This is a genomic window from Halococcus agarilyticus (assembly GCF_000334895.1).
GTDB lineage: Archaea > Halobacteriota > Halobacteria > Halobacteriales > Halococcaceae > Halococcus > Halococcus agarilyticus.
In genome coordinates this window covers 164,069-189,060 of record NZ_BAFM01000004.1, presented here as the reverse complement: position 1 = coordinate 189,060, position 24,992 = coordinate 164,069, and the positions used below count along the sequence as shown (strand labels likewise).

General features: G+C 66.0%; 19 protein-coding genes. 11 read left to right on the top strand and 8 right to left on the bottom strand.

Features of this window, described 5'->3' with window-relative positions:
• Positions 1-33: 33 nt before the first annotated feature.
• Positions 34-987 (bottom strand): HhH-GPD family protein, encoded by a 954-nt coding sequence (locus TX76_RS05035; protein ID WP_049899824.1) that lies wholly within the window; start codon positions 985-987, stop codon positions 34-36.
• A 94-nt stretch (positions 988-1,081) separates the two neighbouring features.
• Between TX76_RS05035 and TX76_RS05030 the strand changes: the two genes are divergently transcribed.
• The 6 genes from TX76_RS05030 (at position 1,082) to TX76_RS05010 (ending at position 6,590) form a co-directional block, all read left to right on the top strand.
• Positions 1,082-1,411 carry a hypothetical protein gene (locus TX76_RS05030; RefSeq protein WP_049899821.1) on the top strand — a complete coding sequence of 110 codons (330 nt, stop codon included), beginning with the start codon at positions 1,082-1,084 and terminating at the stop codon, positions 1,409-1,411.
• A gap of 380 nt (positions 1,412-1,791) precedes the next feature.
• Entirely contained in the window at positions 1,792-2,460 is a 669-nt protein-coding gene (locus TX76_RS05025; protein ID WP_049899818.1) for an O-methyltransferase, read from the top strand.
• 101 nt (positions 2,461-2,561) lie between these two features.
• Positions 2,562-4,217, top strand: coding sequence for a long-chain fatty acid--CoA ligase (locus TX76_RS05020; protein WP_049899815.1), 1,656 nt, complete (start codon positions 2,562-2,564; stop codon positions 4,215-4,217).
• Positions 4,218-4,281: 64 nt separating this feature from the next.
• Entirely contained in the window at positions 4,282-4,872 is a 591-nt protein-coding gene (locus TX76_RS17500; RefSeq protein ID WP_154019008.1) for a hypothetical protein, read from the top strand.
• Complete coding sequence (locus TX76_RS18575) at positions 4,873-5,340, top strand: FxLYD domain-containing protein (RefSeq protein WP_324185974.1); 468 nt, start codon at positions 4,873-4,875, stop codon at positions 5,338-5,340.
• Positions 5,341-5,444: 104 nt separating this feature from the next.
• A complete protein-coding gene (locus tag TX76_RS05010) occupies positions 5,445-6,590 on the top strand; it encodes an acyl-CoA dehydrogenase family protein (protein WP_049899807.1) in 1,146 nt (381 codons plus the stop codon).
• Positions 6,591-6,705: 115 nt separating this feature from the next.
• Here TX76_RS05010 and TX76_RS05005 read toward each other — a convergent pair whose 3' ends face one another.
• Complete coding sequence (locus tag TX76_RS05005) at positions 6,706-7,170, bottom strand: hypothetical protein (RefSeq protein WP_154019004.1); 465 nt, start codon at positions 7,168-7,170, stop codon at positions 6,706-6,708.
• A gap of 432 nt (positions 7,171-7,602) precedes the next feature.
• Between TX76_RS05005 and TX76_RS05000 the strand changes: the two genes are divergently transcribed.
• Entirely contained in the window at positions 7,603-8,397 is a 795-nt protein-coding gene (locus tag TX76_RS05000; protein ID WP_049899804.1) for a helix-turn-helix transcriptional regulator, read from the top strand.
• Positions 8,398-8,762: 365 nt separating this feature from the next.
• Positions 8,763-17,870 carry a malectin domain-containing carbohydrate-binding protein gene (locus TX76_RS04990; protein ID WP_049899799.1) on the top strand — a complete coding sequence of 3,036 codons (9,108 nt, stop codon included), beginning with the start codon at positions 8,763-8,765 and terminating at the stop codon, positions 17,868-17,870.
• 20 nt (positions 17,871-17,890) lie between these two features.
• Here TX76_RS04990 and TX76_RS04985 read toward each other — a convergent pair whose 3' ends face one another.
• The 3 genes from TX76_RS04985 to fen form a co-directional block, all read right to left on the bottom strand.
• Complete coding sequence (locus TX76_RS04985) at positions 17,891-19,303, bottom strand: class II fumarate hydratase (RefSeq protein WP_049899797.1); 1,413 nt, start codon at positions 19,301-19,303, stop codon at positions 17,891-17,893.
• 109 nt (positions 19,304-19,412) lie between these two features.
• Positions 19,413-19,664: a BolA family protein gene (locus TX76_RS04980; RefSeq protein WP_049899792.1), complete on the bottom strand. Its 252-nt coding sequence runs from the start codon at positions 19,662-19,664 to the stop codon at positions 19,413-19,415.
• Positions 19,665-19,697: 33 nt separating this feature from the next.
• The gene (gene fen / locus TX76_RS04975) at positions 19,698-20,678 is read right to left on the bottom strand and encodes a flap endonuclease-1 (protein ID WP_049899789.1); all 981 of its coding nucleotides are present in this window, start codon (positions 20,676-20,678) and stop codon (positions 19,698-19,700) included.
• A gap of 104 nt (positions 20,679-20,782) precedes the next feature.
• Here fen and TX76_RS04970 point away from each other — a divergent pair, with 104 nt between their 5' ends.
• A complete protein-coding gene (locus TX76_RS04970; RefSeq protein ID WP_049899787.1) occupies positions 20,783-21,463 on the top strand; it encodes a 2'-5' RNA ligase family protein in 681 nt (226 codons plus the stop codon).
• Between the two features lie 16 nt (positions 21,464-21,479).
• Here the strand turns inward: TX76_RS04970 and TX76_RS04965 are convergent, their stop codons facing one another.
• Positions 21,480-22,061, bottom strand: coding sequence for a GNAT family N-acetyltransferase (locus TX76_RS04965; protein WP_049899785.1), 582 nt, complete (start codon positions 22,059-22,061; stop codon positions 21,480-21,482).
• A 73-nt stretch (positions 22,062-22,134) separates the two neighbouring features.
• Between TX76_RS04965 and TX76_RS04960 the strand changes: the two genes are divergently transcribed.
• Both TX76_RS04960 and TX76_RS04955 read left to right on the top strand, forming a co-directional pair.
• Entirely contained in the window at positions 22,135-22,707 is a 573-nt protein-coding gene (locus TX76_RS04960; RefSeq protein ID WP_049899782.1) for a class I SAM-dependent methyltransferase, read from the top strand.
• Between the two features lie 48 nt (positions 22,708-22,755).
• Complete coding sequence (locus TX76_RS04955) at positions 22,756-23,181, top strand: DUF3054 domain-containing protein (RefSeq protein ID WP_049899779.1); 426 nt, start codon at positions 22,756-22,758, stop codon at positions 23,179-23,181.
• Positions 23,182-23,197: 16 nt separating this feature from the next.
• Here TX76_RS04955 and TX76_RS04950 read toward each other — a convergent pair whose 3' ends face one another.
• Positions 23,198-23,530 carry a 2Fe-2S iron-sulfur cluster-binding protein gene (locus TX76_RS04950; protein ID WP_049899776.1) on the bottom strand — a complete coding sequence of 111 codons (333 nt, stop codon included), beginning with the start codon at positions 23,528-23,530 and terminating at the stop codon, positions 23,198-23,200.
• A complete protein-coding gene (locus tag TX76_RS04945; protein ID WP_049899904.1) occupies positions 23,514-24,962 on the bottom strand; it encodes a selenium-binding family protein in 1,449 nt (482 codons plus the stop codon). The genes TX76_RS04950 and TX76_RS04945 overlap by 17 nt, the downstream gene beginning before the upstream one ends.
• Between the last annotated feature and the right edge of the window lie 30 nt (positions 24,963-24,992).

The following is a 24,992-nucleotide window of genomic DNA, read 5'->3' as shown; positions in this document are numbered from 1 at the left end:
AGTCGATCGTTCACGGGACGCCGGGAGAAGCGCTCACCGGGACAGTCGAACGACGGTCTCCTCGTCGCGTTCCTCGACCTCGACCAGCCCGTCGTCGGCCAGATCCGCGACGAGCCCTCGCAGCCACTCCCGGCCGTGGTTGCCGTCGGCCTCGCTCGGCTCGCCATCCGATTCCTCGGCTGCGGGCACGTAATCGACACGGACGCGGGGACCGAGGTCGTCGAGCGCGAGTTCGTCGTACTCGCCGAGCACGCGCACGACACGCCCACGGAACTGCCGGCGACTCCCCTCGAACGGCGACTGGGTGGGGACGTCCGGCGCGGAGAAGTCGCCGGTCGCGTAGGCGTCACACCACGCCCGCCACGGACACTCGGCCTCGTCGCATGCGGGCGTCTTCGTACACGCGACGCCACCGAGTTCCATGATCGCGTTGTTCCAGACCCGCGACTCGCCCGCGGGCATCAGCTCGCTGGCCGCCTCCTCGAACGCTGCGTCGTCGTCCGGCACCTCGAACGCGCGATACAGCACCCGCTTGACGTTCGTATCGACCACCGCGTTCCCCGCGTTGAACGCGAAGCTCGCCACCGCGTTCGCGGTGTACGGTCCGACACCCTGGAGATTCTGGAGTTCGTCGGGCGTCGCAGGGAACTCGCCGTCGAACTCCTCCTCTATCTGGCCGGCTGCCTCGTGGAGGTATCGCGCCCGGTTGTTGTACCCCAGGCGATGGTCGCTCCAGAAGCCCACCACGTCGGCCCGGTCGGCGGCCGCGAGCGCCGTCGCGTCGGGCCATCGCTCGACGAACCCGCCGAACGCGTCGACCACGCGATCGAGCTGGGTCTGCTGGCTCATCACTTCCGAGACGAGGATCTCGTAGGGATCGGTGGTCTCGCGCCACGGGAACGGTCGGTGGTCGTCCTCGTACCACTCGACGAGCGCCTCGCGGACCGCAGCGCGGTCGTCGGGCGGCGAGAACGCGGACTCGCTCATCGAACGCGGTAGTCCTGCGCTCGGGATACGCGTGGCGGTCCTCGTCGGCCGTGGAGCCGAAAGCGGTTTCCCGAACCGACGCTCATGCCGGTCCATGAGTCTCGACGACCTCACCGCGGAGATCGAATCGCGCTACGACGATCTCGGCGAGGAGACGACCGTGGGCCTCGACCGCGAGACCCGCAACGAGCTCGCCCTTCTCGGGAGCGCGTTCGACCCCGACGACCCAGACGAACTCCTCCGCCGGGCAGTTCATCAGTTCTTTCAGGCCACCGTCGAGACCGGTCGGCTCGACTTCCATCTCCGGAGCGGCTACGACGTCACCTACGACGAGTACCTCTCGGGCATGACCTACGACGAGATGACTGGCGACGTCGGGCTCTCCGAGCAGGCCCAGGACGACGTCCAGCGCTACCAATACTAACGAAAGCCCTCGCGGCCGCTCGCCCTTTTCATGTTGCTCAAAAACGCCGTGGAACGGCGTTTTTGGCATGCGAAAAATCTCCGATTTTTCAGCACCACCAGGCCGCACAGCACCGCATTGCGCGCGCCGGGCGCGTCGCCCGGCTCACGGCTGCGCCGTTCGCCCGTTTCGTCCGCTCGCGTTGCTCGCGGACGCTCGGCACGCGCTGAAGTCCCCACCCCTCCCCGTGCGGCCGCGATAAACGCGGCCGCGTGGCTTCCTCCCGCCACCGCCCCGCACCGCAAACCGCAGCCACCTCGCAACCCCCACCACGGACCGCTCCCACCTGCCAGGTCGAGCGGAGAGGAAGTCTTTACCCGCCTCCGCGCGAGGCGGCTGGTATGTCCGAACTCGTTGCCGACGACATCACCGATTTCGCCCGTGCGGTCGGTCCTCAGCCCGACGAAATTCTGGTCGAGATGAACGAACACGGCGAAGAGATCGGCTTTCCGACCGTCGGCCCCGCGGTCGGCGGCTGGCTCGCCACGCTCGCACGCCTCGTCGACGCGGAGCGGGTCTTCGAGTTCGGCTCTGGCTTCGGCTACTCGGCGTACTGGTTCGCGCGGGCGCTCCCGCCCGCGGGCGAAGTCGTCCTCACCGAGATCGACGCCGACGAACTCGATCGGGCGCGTGAGTACTTCGATCGCGGCGACCTCACGGACCGGGCGTCCTTCGAACACGGCGACGCGATCGACTTCGCGGAATCGTACGACGGGCCGTTCGATGTCGTGCTGATCGACAACGAGAAGCACCGGTACGAGGAGGCGTTCGACGCCATCCGTGAGAAGGTCGCGCCCGGTGGCGTGGTGATCGCCGACAACGCGATGACGAGCACCTCCGTCGACTTCGAGACGGTACTCCGCCTCGTCGAGGGCGAGACGGTCGCGGACGCGAACGAGTCGACCCGCGGCGTCGCGGCGTACCTCGCGCGGGTCCGCGCCGATCCCGACTTCGAGACCGCCGCGATCCCGCTCGGCGAGGGGATCACCGTGAGCCACCGTACCGAGTGACGCTGTAACCACCACGACGAGATGCCGGACTGCCGACGAGGCACGGTGAACGATCGCCGTCGGAGGGAAGAATCATTACGGACCGGCCATTGTGAGATTGTATGCCACGAGGCACACCACAGACCCTGCGACCGTTCCGCTGGCGCGCGGAGCGAATGTACCCCGACACCGAGATCGTCTCGCGCACCGCCGACGGGATCGAGCGGTACGATTACTCCGAGTACGGCGACCGCGTCGCCCGCCTCGCGAACGCGATCGACGCCGCCGGCATCGGCGAGGAGGCCCGCGTCGGTACGTTCTGCTGGAACCACCACCGCCACTTCGAGACGTACTTCGGCGTTCCCGACTCGGGCCGCCAGCTCCACACCATCAACCCCCTCCTGCCCGACGAGCACATCCAGTACATCGTCGAGAACGCGACCGACGAGCTCCTGTTCGTCGACCCCTCGCTCGCGGAGAAGCTCGCCGGCGCGTACGACGCCGATTCGTTCGACAGCGTCGAGCAGTTCGTCGTGATGGCCGACGAGGTCCCGGAGATCGACCTCGATCCCGTCACGGACTACGAGTCGTTCATCGCCGAACAGGGGTCCGAGTACGACTGGCCCGCGATCGAGGAGGACCGCGAGGCCGGGATGTGCTACACCTCGGGCACCACCGGGCGGCCGAAGGGCGTCGAGTACACCCAGCGGATGCTCTGGTCGCACACGATGGCGACAGTGACGCCCCAGGGCCTCGGGATCGAGGACACGGACGTCGTGATGCCGGTCGTCCCGATGTTCCACGTCAACGCGTGGGGGATGCCGTTCTCGACGACGGCCGCCGGCGCGAAACACGTCTATCCCGGGCCCTCGCCCGATCCGGCCGACATCGCCCACCTCATCGAGGAAGAGGGCGTCACCATCACCGCGGGCGTCCCCACCGTGTGGCTCGGGCTGCTCGAATACCTCGAAGAGAACGACGCCGACCTCTCGTCGCTCGAAGAGATCGTCATCGGCGGGAGCGCCGCTCCCGAGGCCGTCATCCGGCAGTTCGACGAGCTGGGTGTGGACGTCCTCCACGCGTGGGGGATGACCGAGATGAGCCCGATCGGGTCGGTCGCGCGGCTCAAGCCGGGCATGGACGAGTGGGACGCCGACGATCGGCACGCGAAACGCGGCAAACAGGGGCTGATGGTGCCTGGCATCGAGTTCAAAGTCATCGACGAGGACGGCAACGAGGTACCGTGGGACGGCGAGGAGTTCGGCGAGCTCTGGGTCCGCGGTCCGTGGGTCACTACCGAGTACTTCGAGCGTCCCGAGGCCAACGAGGAGGACTTTGAAAACGGATGGCTCAAGACCGGCGACGTGGTCTCGGTCGACGAGGACGGGTACATCCAGATCGTCGACCGCGCGAAGGACGTCATCAAGTCGGGCGGCGAGTGGATTTCGAGCGTCGAACTCGAAAACGCCCTGATGGCCCACGACGACGTGGCCGAGGCAACAGTAGTCGGTGTCCCCCACGAGCGCTGGCAGGAGCGCCCGGTCGCGTTCGTCGTGTCCGCGAGCGATGTCGACCAGGATGCCCTGTCTGACGAACTGCTGGAGATGATCGCCGCGGACTACCCGAAGTGGTGGGTGCCCGACGACGTGGAGTACATCGACGAAGTACCCAAAACCGCGACCGGGAAGTTCTCGAAGAAGGACCTCCGTGAGGAGTACGCCGACGCCTCGTTGGTCGAGGGCGAGGCACCTGCGGAGGCGGCTCCCGAAGACGAGTAGACAGCGCCCGAGACATCGGATCGGCATGTGGATTTAATATCTCACAACCTTTGTGGTAGCTCGTATGGCCGGAAATCATAGAATAAAGAACGCACCGTTCAAACAACCACTACCGTTGTCACTATCATCGGACTCCAACCAGGCAAACTCTACACCCGGGTCCGGAACCACGGAATCAACACAGCAGAGCAGGACTGACAAAACCCAACAGCGTGATCAAAGTGGTGGGGGTGATGGATCGGGTACAGGACCGAGTCAGGCTGGCGATTCAGTAATAGCCGCACTATCGGAATTCCGAACGGACCAGAAAATCGCTCTCGCTGGGGCGGTCGTTGCTGGCTTCGGTTCGGTCCTTCCATGGGCGACAGTCCTCGGAACAAATGTTAGCGGTCTCCAAGGTGATGGCATCCTCACCCTTATTCTCGCTGGTATTGCCGCAGTAGTCACGGTCATGGAACCCGATGCTATTGGAAAGTGGAACAACGGTCTCGTTGGTGGGTGTGGAGTCCTCGTCGTAATGATAGGTCTGCTAGCGCTCAATAGTGCGGCGGCAATCGGCCTCTATCTCACGATAATCGGTGGTCTCGTGATCTCATTCCCACAGCTCACGTACATGTATCGGCGCTACCAAAGCGGTGCTGCGGAGGGCGTCTGAGTGCAGCCCGACTCGAACAGCTATCAAACGCGGCGACGGTACCTTGCACAAGCGACCACCACCCTGGCAGCTGGCAGTACGGTTGTCCTCGCTGGTTGTTCGGAATCTGACGCTGGTTCGAATGAAGGCAGTGGTACTGTCGGCAACAGTGACGCCAGTGGGAATGACGATACCGAGCGATCGGATGTCGTTGCCGAAGATAGCGGTGTAGTGGTACTGTCTTCCGAGTCCTACACTAGCGATTTCTCTGGTGGTGTTACTGGTCTTGTCGAGAACAGGTCGGAGAACGAAGCTTCCTATGTGCAGGTCGAAATCGGCTTCTACAGAGACGATACGAAAGTTGGGGACGGACTCGACAACACGAACAACCTCCCGAGCGGCGCGCAGTGGGAGTACGACGCAGCGTATCTCGAAGCGGATGGATGGGATTCCGTTACCGAGTACACAGTCGCCATCACCGCGCGCTAATTGAAAGACTCGCTGCACAGTCCACAGAGGACAGAGCCGACAACCTCTGACCTACTGCTTCCGGTTTACGCGACCTATTTGGGCGTCGCGCCCCCATCGAGAATATGGAGCTACTCGACGAGTCGATCGTGCCCGAGCACGTACGCGAGGTCAAGGCCGAGGCCCGCGAGTTCGCCGACGAGCATATCGCCCCCAACGCCGAGGAGTACTTCCGGACGGGCGAGTACCCGTGGGAGATCCTCGAAGCCGGCCAAGACGCCGGTCTCGTTGCCCAGGACATCGGCGAGGACCTCGGCGGGCGCGGGCTCGGACTCGAAGCGATGCTCGCGATCGCCGAGGAGTTCTACCGGGCGGACGGCGGCATCGCACTTACCCTCCAGCTCGCGAGCTTCGGGGCCGAGATCGTCGAGAAGTACGGCAGCGACGACCAGCACGAGGAGTACCTCCGGCCGGTCGCCGAATGCGACCAGATCACCGGACTCGCGGTCTCGGAACCGCAGACCGGCAGCGACCTCGCCGGGATGACCACGAGCGCCGAAAAGGACGGCGACGAGTGGGTGCTCAATGGCGAGAAGTACTGGGTCGGCAACGCGGTCGAAGCCGAGTGGCTCACCGTCTACGCCAAGACGGGGGATGCCGACGACCGCTACTCGAACTACTCGATGTTCATCGTGCCGACCGACGCCCCCGGCTACGACGCCGAACACATCCCCGAGAAGATGGGCTTTCGCGCCTCCAAACAGGGCCACATCGAATTCGACGACTGCCGGATCCCCGAGGCAAACCTCGTCGGCAACGAGGGCACCGGCTTCTACATGCTCGCGGAGTTCTTCAACCACGGCCGGGTCGTCGTCGGCGGTCACGGGCTGGGTCTCGCCGCGGCGGCCATCGAGGAAGCGTGGGAGTTCGTCCACGACCGCGAAGCCTTCGGTCGGGACGTGAGCGAGTTTCAGGCCGTCCAGCACGATCTCTCGGACATGCTCATCGAGTTCGAGCGCGCCCGCGCGCTCAACTGGCGGGCGGCCGGCAAAGTGGCGGATCAGGACAACGCTGGCTACTGGGCCGCACTCGCCAAGGCGAACTCCACCGAGGCCGCCGTCGAGTGCGCCGAGCGCGGCATGCAGCTTCACGGCGGTCGGTCGGTGCTGAGCGAGAACCGGATCGCACGGGTCTACCGCGACTGCCGGATCCCGGTGATCTACGAGGGCGCGAACGCGATCCAGCGCAACCTGATCTACCGCCAGCGCTGATCCGGCGGCCGTCGAGCTCGCCTGGCCGCCTCGTTCTCACGACCCACGCAGCGTACTCGTATCCTGCGAACGCCACGGTGAGTGCTGCCATCGCAGTGCGTTGATCCGGACGGAGTCAGTCACGCTCGTACTTGACGAGTTCCGCCTGGAGAAACGCCGCCGTGTCCCCAGAACTGTAGTAAGTCGCGCTCAGCACGAGTCCGAGATCGAGTGCGACACAGTCCTCGTACCGTCGTTCACCGTCGACCTTCCAGACCGAGGTGTACCCCTCGATACCGAGGTGCGTGCCGGTACCCGTGATTTCGAGCGTTCCCTCGCGCCCTGCGACCGGAAACGTGTGTCGGTCGCCAACCCGTGGCTCCCCGTCTCCGATCAGGAGCTGCACCGAGGGGAACAGCACGATCGACAGAAACGGACGGGCAGGCGTGGTGATGAGTTCCGTTTCGATCGATTCCTGTGTGCCGGTGAGGGTCGTATCGAACGCTTCCGCACCCCGCTCGTAGTGAAACGTGACCGTCCGCTTGCCGTCGGACGCCGTCGCCACCGTCCAGTCCATCTGCCCTTCGTCCTCCCCCCGCATGGCGATCTCGTAGGTGCATCGCCCCGTCCTGTCGAAGGGGGAACCGAGAGCTCTGCTGCCGTCCGAGCGCCCTCGTCCGTTGCTGTCTCTGAAGAACATCGGCGGGTTCGTTCGAGCGCCTCACATCGTTCGGGACGCGATCGGATCGTTCGTCCTGTGCATTGTTCCGGGTTCAGGTGGCTGAGGAGGCATGTCGTTCGTTCATCGTTCGCTTTCGAGGTATCTACCGTCATCATCCCTCTATGGACGTATATATCGTCCGTGAAAACCGTCCCACCCCCCAAAGGACGCCCACTTCGTGAGCATATTCCATCGAATTACCTGTCTGGTCAAAAACTATTTTTCGTTACACTACCGAACGGTAGGTACGTTATCTCCTATCTAGACGATTAGTGCGGACGGATTTGGTGACATACGTCGTGGCATGAGTGTATGAGTACGACCCTCGACAACGTCGAATTCCTCGCCCGGTCGAGCAACCGTTTCGCGGCGCTGGAGGTGTTGATCGAAGGGCCTCGTGACCGGGCGGAGCTGCGGGAGTCGATCGATGCGTCCTCCTCGACCGTCGGTCGCGTCCTCGACGATCTCAAGACCAAGGGATGGGTCACCCAGACGAACCACCGGTACGAGGCGACGCGAACCGGGCGACTCGTCGGGACCGAGTTCGCTCGACTGCTCGACGCGATGGAGGCCGTCGAACAGCTCCAGGGGGTCGTCGACTGGCTGCCGACCGAGGAGATGGATTTCGACGTCACCACGCTCCAGGATGCCGAAATCACCACGGCGACGCAGAGCAGTCCGTTCCGCCCGACGCTCCGGATGGCGGCGCGGCTGGGCGAGGCGGACGAGGTGCGGATGCTCGCGTACGCGGCGATCCCGCAGGTTCTCACGGCGGTTCAGAAGGCCGTCGTCGAGGGAACCCAGACGTTCGAGGCCGTCGTCACGCCGGACCTCCTCGACGCCGTCCGCGACGACGCCGAGATGACTGCACAGGCCCGGTCGGTCGCCGACGCCGATCGGGCCGCGGTGTTCTGCTCCGGCGACAGCGTGCCGTACAGTCTGGCGGTGGCCGATGGCACCCTGGTGATGGACGTCACCGACGATCGGCGGCTGCCGCGTGCCCTGGTCGAAACCGAGAACGAAACCGCGGTGTCGTGGGCCGAGTCGGTGTACGATTCGTACCGACAGGACGCAGAACCGGTCAGTTCCGGTCGAATCGCGGTGTAGTCTCCTCTGCGGAGTCGAGCGGTCGTTCCACCGATTTTCCCGAAATCTCACGACCGAACGGGGCGTGGTAGACGATCCGTTCGGTCGGCTGCTTTCGGTGAGCGCCGCTCTTCGTGGAACCGAATCCGATACGGGTTGTCGTCGACCCTCGGCTACGAAGCCGGACCACTCCGAAGCCGAGCAGCCGACGTTTCGCCGGTTTTCCCTCGAACGGGGTCGATGTCCCCGACCTCACTCCGATCGTCGACGACATCATGCGGGAGGTGTTGCACACGCTGCAAGAACTTTCAGACCGTAGGAACCGCCCATGCTGTGAGTGAAAATTAGTAAATAAACTTATACTATCTACCGGTGTGCTTCGTCCCATGAGTCTCCAACGAGACCAACCAGCGTGGGACGGAGTGACAGCCAAATCGACGCTCGCAGTCGTCGTTTCGGTGCTGACGATCACGTCGATGTTCGTCGGCAGTATGGCGTTCGCCGGCGGGGCGGCGGCCCAAACCAGCGATCAGACGCTGTATCGCGTGAACGCGGGTGGAAGTACAGTCTCCGCCCCTTCCGGACCCGACTGGTCCGGAAACCTCGGAGAGTACAGCTCATCGAGTCTCTCGACGTACAGTACGGGCGATTCGATCACACTGGGGCCGTCCGTCCCGGACGGAACGCCGTCTGAACTGTTCACATCGGAAGCGTACGGCAAGGACATCCAGCTGGCGTTCTCGGAGAACGTCCAGAGCGGCCAGCAGTACGAGGTCCGGCTCTACTTCGCGGAGATCTTCCAGACCGCGGAGAGCCAACGGATATTCGACGTTTCCGTCGAGGGGCAGACGGTGCTCGACGGCTACGACATCTATGCGGACGTCGGCCACGACACGGGCGTGATGAAATCGTTCACCACGACGCCGTCGGACGGGACGATCGACGTCTCGATGTCGGCGCAGATGGACAACGCGAAGCTCTCGGCGATCGAGATCGTCGCAGCCGAGCCTCAGGCGGACGAGCTCGGCGGCCCGTCGAGCGTCGACTTCGGCAAGGTCGTCACCGACAACAGCCAGACGGAGACGGCCACCGTGACGAACCTCGGCGGCTCGGGCGACCCGAGTATCGACATCTCGGGCGTCTCCGTCACCGGCACCGATGCGGGCGAGTTCTCGGCGGGGTCGGCCTCGCAGACGACGCTCGCGCCTGGCGAGTCCGCGGACATTCTGGTGACGTTCTCGCCGTCCAGCGTGGACCCGAAGAGCGCGACGCTGGAGGTCAGTCACACCGGATCGAACAGTCCATTGACGGTCGACCTCTCCGGTGAGGGTGCCAGCGCGGTCGATCCGGATTTCGGAAAGAGCAAGCTCCAGGGATTCAGTGCGGGTAACCCAACGGCACTAGAGTGGGGTCCCGACGACCGTCTGTACGTCTCAACACAGGGCGGGAGCGTCTACGTGCTCGACATTGAGCGCAACGGCGAGAACAGTTACCAGGTCGTCAACGAGGTCCAGATCGACGCGGTCAAGGACATCCCGAACCACGACGATCTCGGCAACATTGAGTCGGAGAGCAACCGACAGATCACCGGACTGACCGTTGGTGGCACTGCCGACCAGCCAGTCGTCTACGTCGGTTCCAGCGACCCCGAGATCGACGTCGGGCAGGACGACGACGACACGGACACCAATTCCGGGGCGATCTCCCGGCTGACGATCAACCCGGGAAGCGATGGTGTGCTCCAGGCGAGCGAAGTCACCCACGACGTGATGGTTCTGGGGCTGCCCCGGTCCGAGGAGAACCACGCCACGAACGGTCTGGACCTCACCGCCGACGGCGACACGCTCTACGTCGCACAGGGCGGTCACACCAACAAGGGCGCGCCCGGTGACAACTTCGGGCACACGCCCGAGTACGCGCTCTCGGCGGCAGTCCTCGAGATCGATCTCGCACAGATCGAAAACAACCACGAGGCGAAGAGCCTCCAGAGCGAGAACAGTGCGTACCCAGACCTCGATTACCTCTACTCGATCCCGACGATCAAGGGCGGCGCACTGCCGTTCGGCGGGAACGACGGGGAAAACCAGGCGAAGCTGATCGAAGGTGGCCCGGTGCAGGTCTACTCGCCCGGCTACCGCAACCCGTACGACCTGGTCCTCACGGAGGACGGCCAGCTCTACGTCAGCGACCACGGCCCGAACGGCGGCTGGGGCGGTCAGCCGGCCGATGCGAACGGGAACATCGTGTCCGACGCCGCGTCGGTGACGAACCACCCGAACGAGGCCGGGAGCTACTCGACGAACGACCAGCTCGTTGGACCGGTGCAGGAGGGCGACTACGCCGGGCACGCGGCACCGATCCGCGCGAACCCGACGCAGGCGGACATCTACGACGCGAACGGCAACGTGAAGTTCGACATCACGTCGTCGAACTCCCCGGTTCCGTCGTCGATGGTAAACCCGGTCGAGGCGGACTACATCCCGCCGACGAGCGGCTCGCCCGATCCGGGTGCGGATGCGGGTACTGCGCACACGATGGAGACGACGGGCGGCCAGAAGGTCCTGTTCGGTCCGACCGGCGGGACCGAGGAGTACACCGCCTCGAACTTCGGCGGCGCGATGCAGGGCGACATTCTGCAGGTCGAACTCGGTGGCGACATCGAGCGCATCGAGCTGGACGCGGCCGGTGACACGGTCACGAACCAGGAGACTATCTTCAACACGGGCGGTCCGCTCGGGATCGACGCCGTCGGCGACGACGGGCCGTTCCCGGGCACCGTGTGGACGTCGAACCACGGCGGGAACGACGTCACGGCCTTCGAACCGGTCGATTACGGTGGGGACGCCGGTGGCGGCGGAGAGACGTGCGACCCAGAAGACGTGGTTGCGAACGCCCCCGAGGGTGACGCCGACGGCGACGGCTACACCAACATCGACGAGGACGAAGCGGGCTCCGACCCCTGCTCGGCGGCCTCGACGCCCCCGGACTTCGACGACGACGGCGTGTCGAACCTCAACGACCCGAACGACGACAACGACAACCTCGACGACACCGAGGACCCGTTCGCGGTCGATCCGAACAACGGCGTCGACACGACGCTCCCCGTCCAGCACGACCTCTCCGAACTCAGCCTGTTCGGCGAGAACGGCCAGGGCTGGACCGGCGTGATGACCAACGGCGAGAACTACCAGGATCTCTACGACACCTCGAAGATGACCGTCGGCGGCGCGGCGGAGGTCCTGACGGTCGAGGAGGTGCCACAGGGTGACGCTCACGCGGGCACGAACACCCAGCAGTACGGCTTCCAGTTTGGCGTAAACACGCCGGACGAGCCGTTCGTGATCGAATCGACGGTCGCCTCGTTCCCGGAGAGTCCGGAGAACTTCCAGTCCGCCGGGATCCAGATCGGCACTGGTGACCAGTCGAATTACATCAAGCTCGTCGCCGCAGCCAACGGCGGCAACGGCGGTGTCGAGTTCGCGAAGGAGGTAGACGACTCGTTCGACGGGCAGATGACCGACGAAAGCGCGGTCACAGGTAACGAAGTTACGCTCCGGATGACCGTCGATCCGACGACCGACCCGGCACCGGACAACGACGTTAACGAGGTCGCCGTGACCGCCGAGTACGAGGTCGACGGCACGACCACCGAGGTCGGAACCCTCGCGATGCCGTCGAGCTGGCTCGACACCTCCGACGGCGTCGCGCCCGCGGTCGGCATCATCTCGACGTCGAACGGCGCGAGTCCGTTCTCGGCAACGTGGACCGACATTTCGGTCGACTACGTGACCCCGCCCGAGAACGGGGCCCCGACGGCCGACGCGGGCGCGGACCAGACGGTCGACGAGGGTAGTCAGGTCACGCTCGACGCGTCCGCCTCCGACGACCCGGACGGTGACCAGCTCGGCTACACGTGGACCCAGACCGAGGGTCCCGACGTGAGCCCGAGCCAGAACGACGGCGAGACGCTCACGTTCACCGCGCCCGAGGTCGACTCGGAGACGACGCTCACCTTCCAGGTGAGCGTCTCCGACGGCCAGGCGTCCGACACGGACACGGTGAACGTCACGGTGCAGGACACCGACGGCGGCACGCCCAGCGAGGGAGAGGTCGTCTACCGCGTGAACGCCGGTGGCCAGTCGGTCGCGGCGACCGACGACGGCCCGGCGTGGAGCGCGGACACGGGCAGCAGTCCATCGCAGTACGTGAACGTCGACGGCGACAACGGTCTTCAGACGTACAGCACGAGCGACGCCATCACGCTGGACGATTCGGTGCCGGCTGACACACCGAGTTCGCTGTTCCAGACCGAGCGGTACGACGTGAACACCAGCGGCTCGGCTGCCGACGACACCGAGATGCAGTGGTCGTTCGACGCGGAGCAGGGCGCGACCTACGATGTCCGGCTCTACTTCGCCGAGATCTTCCTCACGGAATCGAACGTCGACAGCCAGGGTCCGCGCGTCTTCGACGTGAACGTCGAGGGCGACGACCTCGAACTGGACGACTACAACATCTACCAGCAGTACGGCCACGACGTCGGTGCGATGGAGTCGTTCGAGGTGACGCCCTCGGACGGCACCGTCGACATCGAGTTCCTGCACGAGCAGGAGAACCCGAAGATCTCAGCGATCGAGATCGTGAAAGTCGACGACGGCGGGGAGACCAACGCGGAGCCGACGGCGACGTTCGAGTACACGCCGCAGAGCCCGACCGCGGGCGAAGAAGTGAGTTTCGACGCGAGCGGGTCGAGCGACGCGGACGGCTCGATCGCGAGCTACTCGTGGGACTTCGACGGCGACGGTCAAGAGGACGCCACCGGCGAGACGGCGACGGCCACCTTCGACGCGGCCGGCGATCAGGCGGTGACGCTCACCGTCACCGACGACGACGGTGCCGAGAACTCCGTGAGCCAGACCGTCTCTGTCGGCGAAGCTGGCCCGCAGAACACGTTGCGGATCGTGGGATCGGGGACGTGGACGACCTACGAGTTCGACGTCGGCGGGACGATCGACGCGGGCGCGAGTTCGTCGATCGATAGCGCGGACTCGATCGCCAACGACGGCAAGAGCGCGACGGGTGGAGTGGGATCCGGGACCGACACGTACGTCTTCACGGGCGAACTCGGCGATCTCGCGGTGGACGGCGACGCTACCGTCTACCTCAACGGGGAGAGGATCTACCCCGAGGAACCCGTCCAGCAGAACACGCTACGGATCGTGGGATCGGGGACGTGGACGACCTACGAGTTCAGCGTCAGCGGGACGATCGACGAAGATGCGAGTTCGTCGCTCGGTGGCGCGGACTCGATCGCCGCCGACGGCAAGAGCGCGACGGGCGGAGTCGTCTCCGGGACCGACAAGTACGTCTTCACGGGCGAACTCGACGACCTCGCGGTGGACGGCGACGCTACCGTCTACCTCAACGGTGAGGAGATCGACCCCGCTGATTACGGTGACGCCAACCAGAACCCGACGGCGGCGTTCAGTTACTCGCCGCAGAACCCGGCCGCGGGCGAAGAAGTGTCGTTCGACGCGAGTAAGTCGAGCGACGCGGACGGCTCGATCGCGAGCTACTCGTGGGACTTCGACGGTGACGGTCAAGAGGACGCCACCGGCGAGACGGCGACGGCCACCTTCGACGCGGCCGGCGACTATGAAGTCAGCTTGACGGTGACCGACAGTGGCGGTGCGACCAGTACCACGAGCAAGACCATCCCTGTCGGCGGTGTCGGACAGGAACAGAACACGCTACGGATCGTGGGATCGGGGACGTGGACGACCTACGAGTTCAGCGTCAGCGGGACGATCGACGAAGATGCGAGTTCGTCGCTCGGTGGCGCGGACTCGATCGCCGCCGACGGCAAGAGCGCGACGGGCGGAGTCGTCTCCGGGACCGACAAGTACGTCTTCACGGGCGAACTCGGCGATCTCGCGGTGGACGGCGACGCTACCGTCTACCTCAACGGCGAGGAGATCGACCCCGCTGATTACGGTGACGCCAACCAGAACCCGACGGCGGCGTTCAGTTACTCGCCGCAGAACCCGGCCGCGGGCGAAGAAGTGTCGTTCGACGCGAGTGAGTCGAGCGACGCGGACGGCTCGATCGCGAGCTACTCGTGGGACTTCGACGGTGACGGTCAAGAGGACGCCACCGGCGAGACGGCGACGGCCACCTTCGACTCGGCCGGTGATCAGACGGTGACGCTCACCGTCACCGACGACGACGGTGCCGAGAACGCCGCGAGCCAGACCGTCTCTGTCGTCGAGACTCCCGATGCCGTCGGCTCGGCTCTCGTCGAGATCACGCCCGACTCGGGGCTCGAAACCAGCACCTACGGCAGCGGCTCCTACCAGGTGACGAACACCGGCGAGAAGGAGATCGTGTCGGTGTCGTTCGATCTCGACACGGCGACCCTCCCCGACATGGTGTTCGACCCGCAGGGCACTGCGGGTGACCCGACCGGTGAGGGCCTCAACATCGCCAGCGAGGGTGGCACCGGCATCGTCACCGAACCCGGCACGGGCGAAGCGTTCAGCCAGCCACACAACGGCAACGATGGCGAGGACGGGTACGACGTGATGACCGTCGAGTTCGACGACTTCCAGAACGGCGAGACGGCGACGTTCTGGGCCGACAACGACCCCACCAGCATCAAGGGCGCGACGGTCGGCTCCCAGGAGGCCGGGCCGGTCTCCGGACTCGAACTCGCCCGCTCGACGGTGACCATCGAATACGCGGACGGGACGACCCAGACCACCCAGCTGATGGGTGACGGCAGCGACGGCGGCTCGACCGCCGTCGTCAACGGCGACGAGGCACCCGCACCATCGATCGGTGCGCAGGGCGTCTCGCTCGACGGTAGCGTCCTCGATGGCTACCACAGCGGTGCGACGGTCTCCGAGGCGAGCCAGACCGTCACGGTCTCCGGCGAGCCTGGCGAGACAGTCACGCTCGTGCGTGTCGAGGGCGAACTCGCGCTGAGCAACGTCCCGAACGGCGGCTACAACCTCGAAGATCTGGAAGCGAACAACGCGGTGAACGTCGAGTACTACACCGCCACCCTCGACTCGAACGGCGAGGCGACGGTGCCGGTCACGCTAACCGACAGTCCTGACGACGACGACGCCGCGGGCTACAACTACTTCGTGGCCGCACAGGGCGAGACTTCCGGCGACATGGGGCTCGCCTCGAACGTGGTCGTCCTGGAGTACGACGAGAGCGCCGGCGACGGCGGTGGTGACACCGGCAGCGGCGAGACGGTGTTCGCGGTGAACGCCGGCGGCTCGGAGTACACCGCCGCGGACGGAACGGTGTATCAGGCCGACACGAACTTCGACGGCGGGTCGACGTTCACCTCCGGTAGCGCCGGCACGCCGTCGGAGCCGGAGATCGCGAACACGGAGAACGACCAGCTGTACTGGACCGAGCGGTACGGCGACTTCAGCTACGACGTTCCCGTGGACAACGGCGAGTACGAGGTCACGCTGCAGTTCGCCGAGATCTACCAGGGCGTCGCGAACGACGGCGGCGAGGGTGATCGCGTGTTCGACGCCTCGATCGAGGGCGAGCAGGTCCTCACCGACTACGACATCTACGCGACCGCGGGCGGTCCCCACTCGGCGGTTTCGGAGAGCTTCACGACGGAGGTCACCGACGGCGAACTGAACATCGAGTTCAGCACGGTGGTGGACAACGCGAAGGTGTCGGCGATCGAGGTCACGGCAGTCGACGGCGGCTCCGGTGGCTCGAACACGGCACCGACGATCGACGCCATCTCCGACCAGACGGTCGTTGAGGGTGACTCGGCGACCGTTCCGGTCACGGCTTCGGATGACGATGGAGATTCGGTGTCGCTGTCGGTGAACGGGCCCGGCTTCGTGAGTCTCTCGAACGGCGAACTCACGATCGCTCCGGAATCCGGCGCTGCTGCTGACTCGCCGTACACGGTTGAGGTCGTCGCCGACGACGGCACGACCACGACGACCGAGTCGTTCCAGCTCACCGTCGAGGAACCGTCCGCCGGCGGTGCCGGCTCCGCCGAGTTCGCGGTCAACGCGAACGGGGGCATCGACGCGAGCACCTTCAGCGGCGGCTCGTTCGAGATCACGAACACCGGCGACAAGCAGATCACGTCGGTCACCTACGATCTGAGTTCGGCGACGCTCCCCGACGTGGTGTTCGATCCCCAGGGGACCGCCGGCGACTCGGGTGCGAAGGGCTTCACGCCCGACAGCGGTTCGAGTGCGACTGGTCTTCAGGAGGGGTCGTTCGCCACGCCGCACAACGGACAGAACGGCGACGACGGCTACGACGAGCTGACGGCGTCGTTCGACGACTTCGAGAACGGCGAGTCGTTCGCCTTCTCGGTCGACATCGACCCCACCAGCATCAAGAACGCCCAGGGTACGGGCGCGGCGGGCTCGGTCTCCGGGCTGGAGATGTCCGGAGCGACCGTCACGGTCGAGTACGCCGACGGGTCGACCCAGACGACGAACCTGTACGGCGACGGCAGCGACGGCGGCTCGCAGGCCACCGCGAAGCCCGACGTCGCGGGGGCTCCGACGCTGGGTGCGCAGGACGTCTCGCTCGATGCGAGCGCGCCCGACCCCCAGCACAGCGCGGCGACGGTCTCCTCGGCGAGCCAGACCATCACGGTCTCCGGCCCGGCCGACGCGACCGTGGAGCTCCTCCACGTGGAGGGCCAGCTCGAACTCGCGAACCAGGCTGACGGCTACAACCTCGAAGACTACGAGGCGAACACGGCCGAGCAGGTCAGCTACCAGACCGTCGATCTCGGCTCGAACGGCGAAGCCACGGTCGACGTGACCCTCACCAACACGTCGAGCAGCGGCGCGGAGGGTGGGTTCAACCACTTCATCGCCACCGTGGCGGACGGTGACGGCGACACCGGCGCGACCTCGAACGTGGTCGTGCTGAAGCTCGACGAGTCGAGCGGCTCGTCGAATCCGCAGGTCCTGCACCGCGTGAACGTCGGTGAGAGTACGACCGTTTCGGCCACCGACGACGGTCCTGACTGGACCGGCGTCGCGGATACCAGCTCGCAGTACCTCGCTTCGGCCGACACCGACAACGGTGGGACCTACTGCGGCGGTGACGACATCACGGCCGACAGCACGGTTCCTGCGTCCACCCCCGACGCGGTGTTCGACTGTGAGCGCTACGGGAACATGACGTGGGAGTTCTCGGCGGACGCCGGTCAGGACGTCGAGGTGCGCCTGTACTTCGCCAACTCCTTCCCCGGCGCGAGCGAGCCCGGGGACCGGCAGTTCAACGTCTCGATCGAGGGCGACCAGGCCCTCACGCAGTACGACCCGGTGGCAGATGTCGGGCACGCTACCGGGACGGTGAAAACGTTCACCGTCACTGAGGACGGCGACGGCACCGTCACGATCGCCTTCGAGAAGGGTGCGATCGAGAATCCCGAGGTCAGAGCCATCGAGATCGTCGAGACGGACGGCAGCTCGCAGTAGCGAGCTCGAACCCTCGCTCCTTACTCCTCGCGACCAGGGATCCCGCGTTCGGTCATCGCGCGTGCGTCGAGCACCTCGTCGGCTTCCGCCTCGTCGAGATATCCCTTCTCGATCACGACCTCGCGAACGGTTTTGTCCTCCTTCAGTGCCGTCTTCGCCACCTCGCTCGCCTTGTCGTACCCGATGTGGGCGTTCAGCGCAGTCGCGAGCGCCATGCTCTGCTCGACTTGCTCCTCACACCGTTCGCGATTGGCTTCGAGGTTGTCGACGAACCGCTCGGCGAACGTCTCGCTCGCGTTCGCGAGCAGCGCGATCGATTCGAGGGTGTTGTGCGCGATCACGGGCTTGTAGAGATTCAGGTCGAGCTGGCCGCCCGCCGCCCCCGTGGAGACCGCGGCGTCGTTGCCGACGACCTGGACGTGGACCTGGTTCACCGCCTCCGCGACGACGGGGTTGACCTTGCCAGGCATGATCGACGAGCCGGGCTGGTTCTCGGGCTGGTCGAGCTCGCCGATCCCGTTTCTCGGACCGGACGCCAGCAGCCGGAGATCGTGAGCGATCTTGTCGAGCGACCCCGAGACCGTGCGGAGCGCACCGTGGGCCTCCGCCATCGCGTCGTGGGCGGCCTGGGCCTCGAAGTGATCCGTGGCCTCCTCGAACGGCAATCCTGTCTCCCCGGAGATGTGCTCGGCGGCGAGTGCGGGGAACTCGGGATGGGTGTTGAGTCCCGTGCCGACCGCCGTCCCCCCGAGGGCGAGCTCCGAGAGGTTCCGGGTGGTGCGACTCACCCGCGAGATGCCCTTGTCGACCTGGGCGCGGTAGCCGCCGAACTCCTGGCCCAGTCTCACGGGAGTGGCGTCCTGGAGGTGCGTTCGGCCCGTCTTCACCACCGTATCGAACTCGGCTTCCTTCTCGCCGAGGGCCGTTCTGAGGGTTTCGAGGGCGGGCACGAGGTCGCGCTCGATGGCCTCCAGGGTAGCGACGTGCATCGCGGTCGGGATCACGTCGTTCGAGGACTGACCGAAGTTGACGTCGTCGTTCGGGTGGACGGCGTCGGAGCCGACGTCCTCGCCGGCGAGCTCGCTCGCGCGGTTCGCGATCACCTCGTTCGCGTTCATGTTCGTCGAAGTACCGGAGCCGGTCTGAAAGACGTCGACCGGGAACTGGGCGTCGTGCTCGCCGGCGATGACCTCCTCGGCGGCTCCGATGATCGCCTCGGCGGTCTCGTCGTCGAGCAGTTCGAGGTCGCGGTTGGCGCGTGCGGCGGCCTTCTTCACGATCCCGAGCGCGCGGACGAACCGGCGGTCGAACGTCGTTCCGGAGATCGGGAAGTTCTCGACCGCGCGCTGGGTCTGTGCGCCCCAGTAGGCGGTGGCGGGAACCTCCATCTCGCCGAGGCTGTCGGACTCGGTACGAGTGTCCTGATCGCTCATACACCCCCGCTTTGCGGTGGGGGGCGTAAAACCCACGGGAACCGGTCACCACCCGACCGTCCATCCGTCCCGACCCCGTTCGGCACCACTTGGCACCGCTCGACTCGGTCTACCCGCCGCGTTCGTCGTACTCCTCGGGAGTGTACGTCTTGAGTTCGAGGGCGTGGATGTCGGTCGTCATGTGCTCGCCGAGCGCGTCGTAGACCTGCTCGTGTTGGGCGACGAGCGTCTCGTCCTCGAAGGCCGGCGTGACGACGACGGCGGCGAGGTGGTCGTCGTCCTCGCCGCGTGGTTGGGTGACGGTCGCGTCCGCATCCTCGATCCCGGATTCGATGAGTCGTTCGACCTTAGTGGTGTCCATGTCGGGACAGGCGTGAGCCAGGATCAAAACCCTTCAGGTCCAGCGGTCGAGTCCCGACTGCACCACCGACTCCTCGATCCGCTCGAAGCCGCGCTCGACCTCGCCTTCGGGGATCTCCCACTCATCGATGACGTACTCGCGGGCCGCGGCGAGGTCGGGTTCGATGTCGGTGTCGAACCCCGAATCGTCGGTCACGTCGGGATCCAAGAACAGCTCCCGGATCAGATCACCGTTCTCGACGTACGCGCCCTCGGCGTCGAGCGCGGCCCAGAGGTCGCCGTGCTCGCGGACGAGCTTCACTGCCGTTTTCGGCCCGACACCGGAGATGCCCTCGTTGAAGTCCGTGCCACACAGGATTCCCACGTCGACGAGCTGCTCCCACGTGAGGTCGTGCTCTTCGAGGGTGGCCTCGAACGCCATGCACTCGGGGTCGCCCTTGCTCGTGAGCCCGCGGAGAGTGTGAGGCGCGCCGAACAGCAGGGTGTCGTAGTCCTCGCTGCCGGCGTAGTCCACTGTTCCTGTCCGGGCCATGTGGGCGGCCTGGGCCTCGCCCTCGGCGGGGGCCTCCACGACCGGCACGTCGAGCAGGTTGAGGAGTTCGCGCGTGGTCTCGTGGATCGTGTCGGTGAGTCGCTGAGTGCGCGCCTCCAGTCTGGCGGCCTCGATCGCCTCGCCCGCCTCGCGCGCTGCGGCGGCGCGTTCCTCGGCCTGCTCGCGCTGTTCGCGTCGGCGTTCGACCTCGTCGGTCTTGAGGTCGGTGACACCGCCGTCGAAGACGAATATCGGTGTGATGTCGTGCTCGAAGAACTTCGGGAGACCCTGAATAACTCCCACCAAATTCGCGACCTCCTCGCCGGCCGTCGTGGTGTAGATCGCGTCGCTCGTCCACTTCACGGTCGTGGTGAGATACCGGTAGAGCCAGTTGTGGGCATCGATCGCCACCGTCGCACCCGAAAGCTCCGCGAAGGCGATCGGCTCGATCGCGGCGAGCTGGCGGAGGTCTGCGTTTCCCATTGGCCATCGTACGCGCGTCGGTCGCTTGACTCTACTGCAATCTCCACACGACCTGATGCGTGGATTTATCAACTGTCCATCGGAACCGCGACGGGAGACCACACATGGACGAATCGGTGGTGAACGATCCGGCCGAGTTCTGGGAGCGCCGGTACGACCTGACGCCACGGACCACGACCACCGCCGACATCGAAAACCGGGCGACGAACGGCGGTCGGCATCTGGTGCTCGTGGCCGATGTCACCGACGAAACGGTGGTGTCGCAGTTCGAACCCGCGTTGACCGCGCTCGAACGGTTCGACTGCATCGCCGCCGTTCCTCCGAGCTACCTCCACGTGACAGTGAAAGTCGTGGGCAACGTCGTCGAGAACCCACAGAGCGACGCCGCGTTCACTGAGGAAAACGAAGACCAGATCATTGAGGACACACGCTCGGCCTTCGACGGCTTCGAACCGTTCACCGTCGCGTTCCCGCGATACAACCTCTTTCCGGGCGTGGTCTACGCCGAGGTCGACGATGATGGTCGTTTCGCGGAGCTGAACCGTCGTGTCTGCGACGTACCGGACGTCGAGACCTGGGACCGGGACGGTGAGGGGTTCGTTCCGCACGCGACGCTCGGACAGTTCATCGACACCGACGGGTACGGACGACTGCTCGACTATCTCGAAACGAACCGTGCCGTCCGGGCCGGGCCGCTCGATGTCTCGGCTATCGAACTCGTGGCGATCGATCTCGCCGAACGGTTCCCCGCGTTCGAAACCGTCGAGCGGTTCGATCTCGGGTGAGGGCAGTACCGATCAGCTACGTCGGCGAACCGATCACCGCCGGCGGCTCGGCGTCGCTCCGCGATGCCAGGAACCGCTGCTCGCCATCCGAGAGGTCGCGCTCGCGGTAGACATCGAGGCCCGCGTGATAGCTCGCGCGCGAGCGCTCGGTCGGCCGGTCGGCGGGGCGTTCGAGCACGAGTTCTGCGAGCCCGGTCTCCCGGCCGGTGTAGCCGAACCCGACTTTGTAGAGTGCCTCGTAGGCGAAGGGGTTGTTGACCGCGATCCGGAGCCGATCGTAGCCGCGCGCCGCGGCCCGCTCTGTGGCGAACGCCGCGAGGCGCGCGCCGATCCCCTCGCCGCGGCGGTCGTTGCGGACGGTGATGTACCGGAGCCAGAGCGTGTCGGGGTCGGTGCGGTCCTCGTTGAACGCGACCGCCGCGACGACACCCTCCTCGAACTCGCTCTCATCGTCGGCGTCCCTGGTGGCCGCGTCGCACTCGCGCGCGACGGCCTTCCCAGTCTGTGACATCACGAACTTCCCAGCGTAGCCGAACTCGCGGTAGTCGAGCCGGAGCGTCGGCCCGTCCTCCGGCCAGCCACACACGACGTACTCCACGGTCCCCGTGGACGTGCGCGCGGGATATGTCCTCCGGGGAGAGTTTTAACCGCTGGCCGATCCACAGGGGAGCATGCACACGCCCGGCGACGTCGCGTACTTCGAGCGATTCGCGCGCCAGTACGAGCGGCTCATGCCCTCCACCGACGAGCGCGCGCTCCGGGCGGGGCTCGCGCTCGCCGAACGCGACATCGAGCGCGTCGTCGACGTCGGCGGTGGCACCGGCCGGGCGGTGCGAACGATCGACGTCCCCGTGCGGATCGTGGTCGACGCCGCCCACGGGATGTTGCGCGAGGCACACAGGGTCGGACTCGACGGCGTCCGCGCGGACGGCGCGTCGCTCCCGTTCGCCGACGAGAGCCTCGACGCGGTGCTCATCGTCGACGCGCTCCACCACGTCGCCGACAGGGCGGGGGCGCTCGCCGAGGCGACCCGCGTCCTCCGGCCAGGCGGCGTGCTCGTCTGCCGGGAGTTCGATCGCGCGACGCTGCGCGGGCGCGCCCTCGTCGCGGCCGAACACCTCGCCGGCTTCGACTCGGAGTTCTTCACGCCCGAAGAGCTCGCCGCAGGGGTCGAGAACGCGGGACTCGACGCCGCAGTCCCCTCCCGCGGGTTCGGCTACACGGTCGCCGGCGTCAAGCGCTGACCGATGGCTGATCGACGGATACATTCTGCCGGACTTCGAATCGAGTGCATGAGCAGCGCCGTCGCGTCGCTCCGCGCGCGCATCACCCTCTCGCCACGGACGCTCGGCGTGGCACTCGGTGATCTCCTCCTCATCAGCCTGTTCGTCGTCCTCGGCGAACTCCAGCACGGCTACGATATCGTGGCCGACGCGCCGCGCGTGCTCGGCACCGCGCTCCCGTTCTTTCTCGGCTGGGCGCTCGTCTCGGTCCTCGTCGGTGCGTACACACCGGTCGTCCATCGATCGATCGGGACCGCAGCCGGCCGGACCGCGGTCGCGTGGATCGGGGCGGCGCTGGTCGGTCAGGCGCTCCGCACGACGTCGGTCTTCCCCGGCGAGTCCCCGATCCCGTTCGTCCTCGTCTCGCTCGGCGTCGGGCTCGCGCTGCTGGTGCCGTGGCGCGCGGCGGTCGCGTACGTCGGCACTCGCGGCTGAACCGGACGGCCGCGATTCACCGCCACGGGTTCGAGACCAGCTCGGCCTGGATGTCGGCCCCGACCGCGATCCGGCAGTCCGACCGGGGTTCGGCGATACAGAGCAGGACGTAGCCCGCATCGCGATGGCGCTGTTTCAGCGCCCGTGGTGGACGGGTGTGTTCGATCCGCCCGTCGAGGAGTTTCCCGGTGCAGGTCGCACACGCACCGGTTCGACAGCCGAAGGGGAGCGCGACGCCCGCGTGTTCGGCTGCCGACAAAATCGGCTCGTCCTCAGCGACCGACACCCGTTCTTCGTGGCCGTCGGGCCATTCGAGAGCGACGTCGTGTGCGCTACTGCCAGACGTCACTCGTGCAGTCGCCGTCGGGCCACCGGATCTCGTGGGCGCGCGCTGGACCACCGGGAAGGTCGCCGAAGTCCACGAGGAACTCCTCGTCGAGGCTCATGGAGCCGTTTCGCGGATCGACGTCGGCCTTGAGCATCACCGATCCCCGTTCTGCCTCCTCGGGGTAGAACTGGTTATCCCAGCTCGAAAACAGCGAGGTGGTCCAGTAGAGGCGTTCACCGTCGAGTGAGAGCTGGAGCATCTGTGGCCCGCCCGCGAGCTCACGATCCTGCACCGGGGCTGGGTCGCCGAAGTGACCACCCGCCCAGATCCGATCGGCGAGCCGGGGGTTCGCCGGGTCCGAGATGTCGTACATCCGGACGTCGCCGTGGAGCCAGTTCGAGAAAAAGAGGTAGCGGTCGTCCATCGACACGAGGAGATCGGTGACGAGACCAGGGACGGGCATGTCCCAGCCGTCGTGCTCGCGCGCCTCGACGTCGATGACGCTCTCGGCACGCCACTCGTCGCCGTCTCGCGGCTTATCGCCGCTCGACTGTTCCGAGGCGCTTCGCGCCTCGCTGGCCTCGTGGAAGTGGAACACGTTCGAGGACAGCGCCGCGCCGACGTAGCCGTGGGTCGCCTCGGGGCTGTGGAGGAAGCGGACTTCGAGCGGGATCAGCCCCTCTTCGCCGAGATCGATCGTCTGCTCCACAGTCTTGTTCTCCCAGTCCCAGACGTGGAGTCGCTGGCCGTAGTTGCCGGCCTCGACGTCCTCGAAGTCGAACCCCGGATAGTAGGTCTTCGGCGCGGCCCACTCCGAGGAGACCATCACGTTGTGCCGGGGCTGATACCAGTAGTCGTAGTTCATCTCGATCTCGCCCGGTGGCTCCCACCGGCCGTCGACCTCGAAATTCTCGTCGAGCGCGAGGAACCCCCCAGGAAGGTCCCCGTCGGCATCCCCGAGCATCGAGATGAGGATCTGGCCGTCGGGGATGCAGTGGGTAGTGTGCGGTGCGGAGAGATCGTGCTCGAACACCTCCTCGGGTTCGATCACCGATTCGAGTTCGGGGTTGCGCCGGTCTTTCGTGTCGACGACGTGGATGCGCGAGGAGCGCTGGCCGGGAATCACGAGATGGCGTCGTTCGAGGCCGTCCATGTGGCACGACGACGAGCAGGCGTTCCAGCCGAAGTGATGCAGCTCGTCGCCCCGGTTCGGCATCTCGACCCGGTCGACGATCTCGGTGTAGGTGTCCGAATCGGGATCGACATCGACCACCCCGAGGAAGTCGGGCGCGTCGACGTCCGTTCCCACATAGAGCCCCATCACGTAGGCGACCTCCTCGGGCTCGGACTCCTCGATCGCGGCCTGGGGCGTCGCGTAGCCCGGCCCCTCGGTGTCGTGGTGTTCGTGCTCCGTGTGAGCCGTCGTGTCGTCCGGCTGTTGTGCGTCACTCATCCCCATACAACACTCGTGGGCAGCGGTATC

Bases quoted from the DNA above. Each gene is read 5' to 3' on its own strand.
- TX76_RS05035 (WP_049899824.1), bottom strand. From the start codon at position 987: ATGAGCGAGTCCGCGTTCTCGCCGCCCGACGACCGCGCTGCGGTCCGC.
- TX76_RS05030 (WP_049899821.1), top strand. From the start codon at position 1,082: ATGAGTCTCGACGACCTCACCGCGGAGATCGAATCGCGCTACGACGAT.
- TX76_RS05025 (WP_049899818.1), top strand. From the start codon at position 1,792: ATGTCCGAACTCGTTGCCGACGACATCACCGATTTCGCCCGTGCGGTC.
- TX76_RS05020 (WP_049899815.1), top strand. From the start codon at position 2,562: ATGCCACGAGGCACACCACAGACCCTGCGACCGTTCCGCTGGCGCGCG.
- TX76_RS17500 (WP_154019008.1), top strand. From the start codon at position 4,282: ATGGCCGGAAATCATAGAATAAAGAACGCACCGTTCAAACAACCACTA.
- TX76_RS05010 (WP_049899807.1), top strand. From the start codon at position 5,445: ATGGAGCTACTCGACGAGTCGATCGTGCCCGAGCACGTACGCGAGGTC.
- TX76_RS05005 (WP_154019004.1), bottom strand. From the start codon at position 7,170: ATGCGGGGGGAGGACGAAGGGCAGATGGACTGGACGGTGGCGACGGCG.
- TX76_RS05000 (WP_049899804.1), top strand. From the start codon at position 7,603: ATGAGTACGACCCTCGACAACGTCGAATTCCTCGCCCGGTCGAGCAAC.
- TX76_RS04990 (WP_049899799.1), top strand. From the start codon at position 8,763: ATGAGTCTCCAACGAGACCAACCAGCGTGGGACGGAGTGACAGCCAAA.
- TX76_RS04985 (WP_049899797.1), bottom strand. From the start codon at position 19,303: ATGAGCGATCAGGACACTCGTACCGAGTCCGACAGCCTCGGCGAGATG.
- TX76_RS04980 (WP_049899792.1), bottom strand. From the start codon at position 19,664: ATGGACACCACTAAGGTCGAACGACTCATCGAATCCGGGATCGAGGAT.
- fen (WP_049899789.1), bottom strand. From the start codon at position 20,678: ATGGGAAACGCAGACCTCCGCCAGCTCGCCGCGATCGAGCCGATCGCC.
- TX76_RS04970 (WP_049899787.1), top strand. From the start codon at position 20,783: ATGGACGAATCGGTGGTGAACGATCCGGCCGAGTTCTGGGAGCGCCGG.
- TX76_RS04960 (WP_049899782.1), top strand. From the start codon at position 22,135: ATGCACACGCCCGGCGACGTCGCGTACTTCGAGCGATTCGCGCGCCAG.
- TX76_RS04955 (WP_049899779.1), top strand. From the start codon at position 22,756: ATGAGCAGCGCCGTCGCGTCGCTCCGCGCGCGCATCACCCTCTCGCCA.
- TX76_RS04945 (WP_049899904.1), bottom strand. From the start codon at position 24,962: ATGAGTGACGCACAACAGCCGGACGACACGACGGCTCACACGGAGCAC.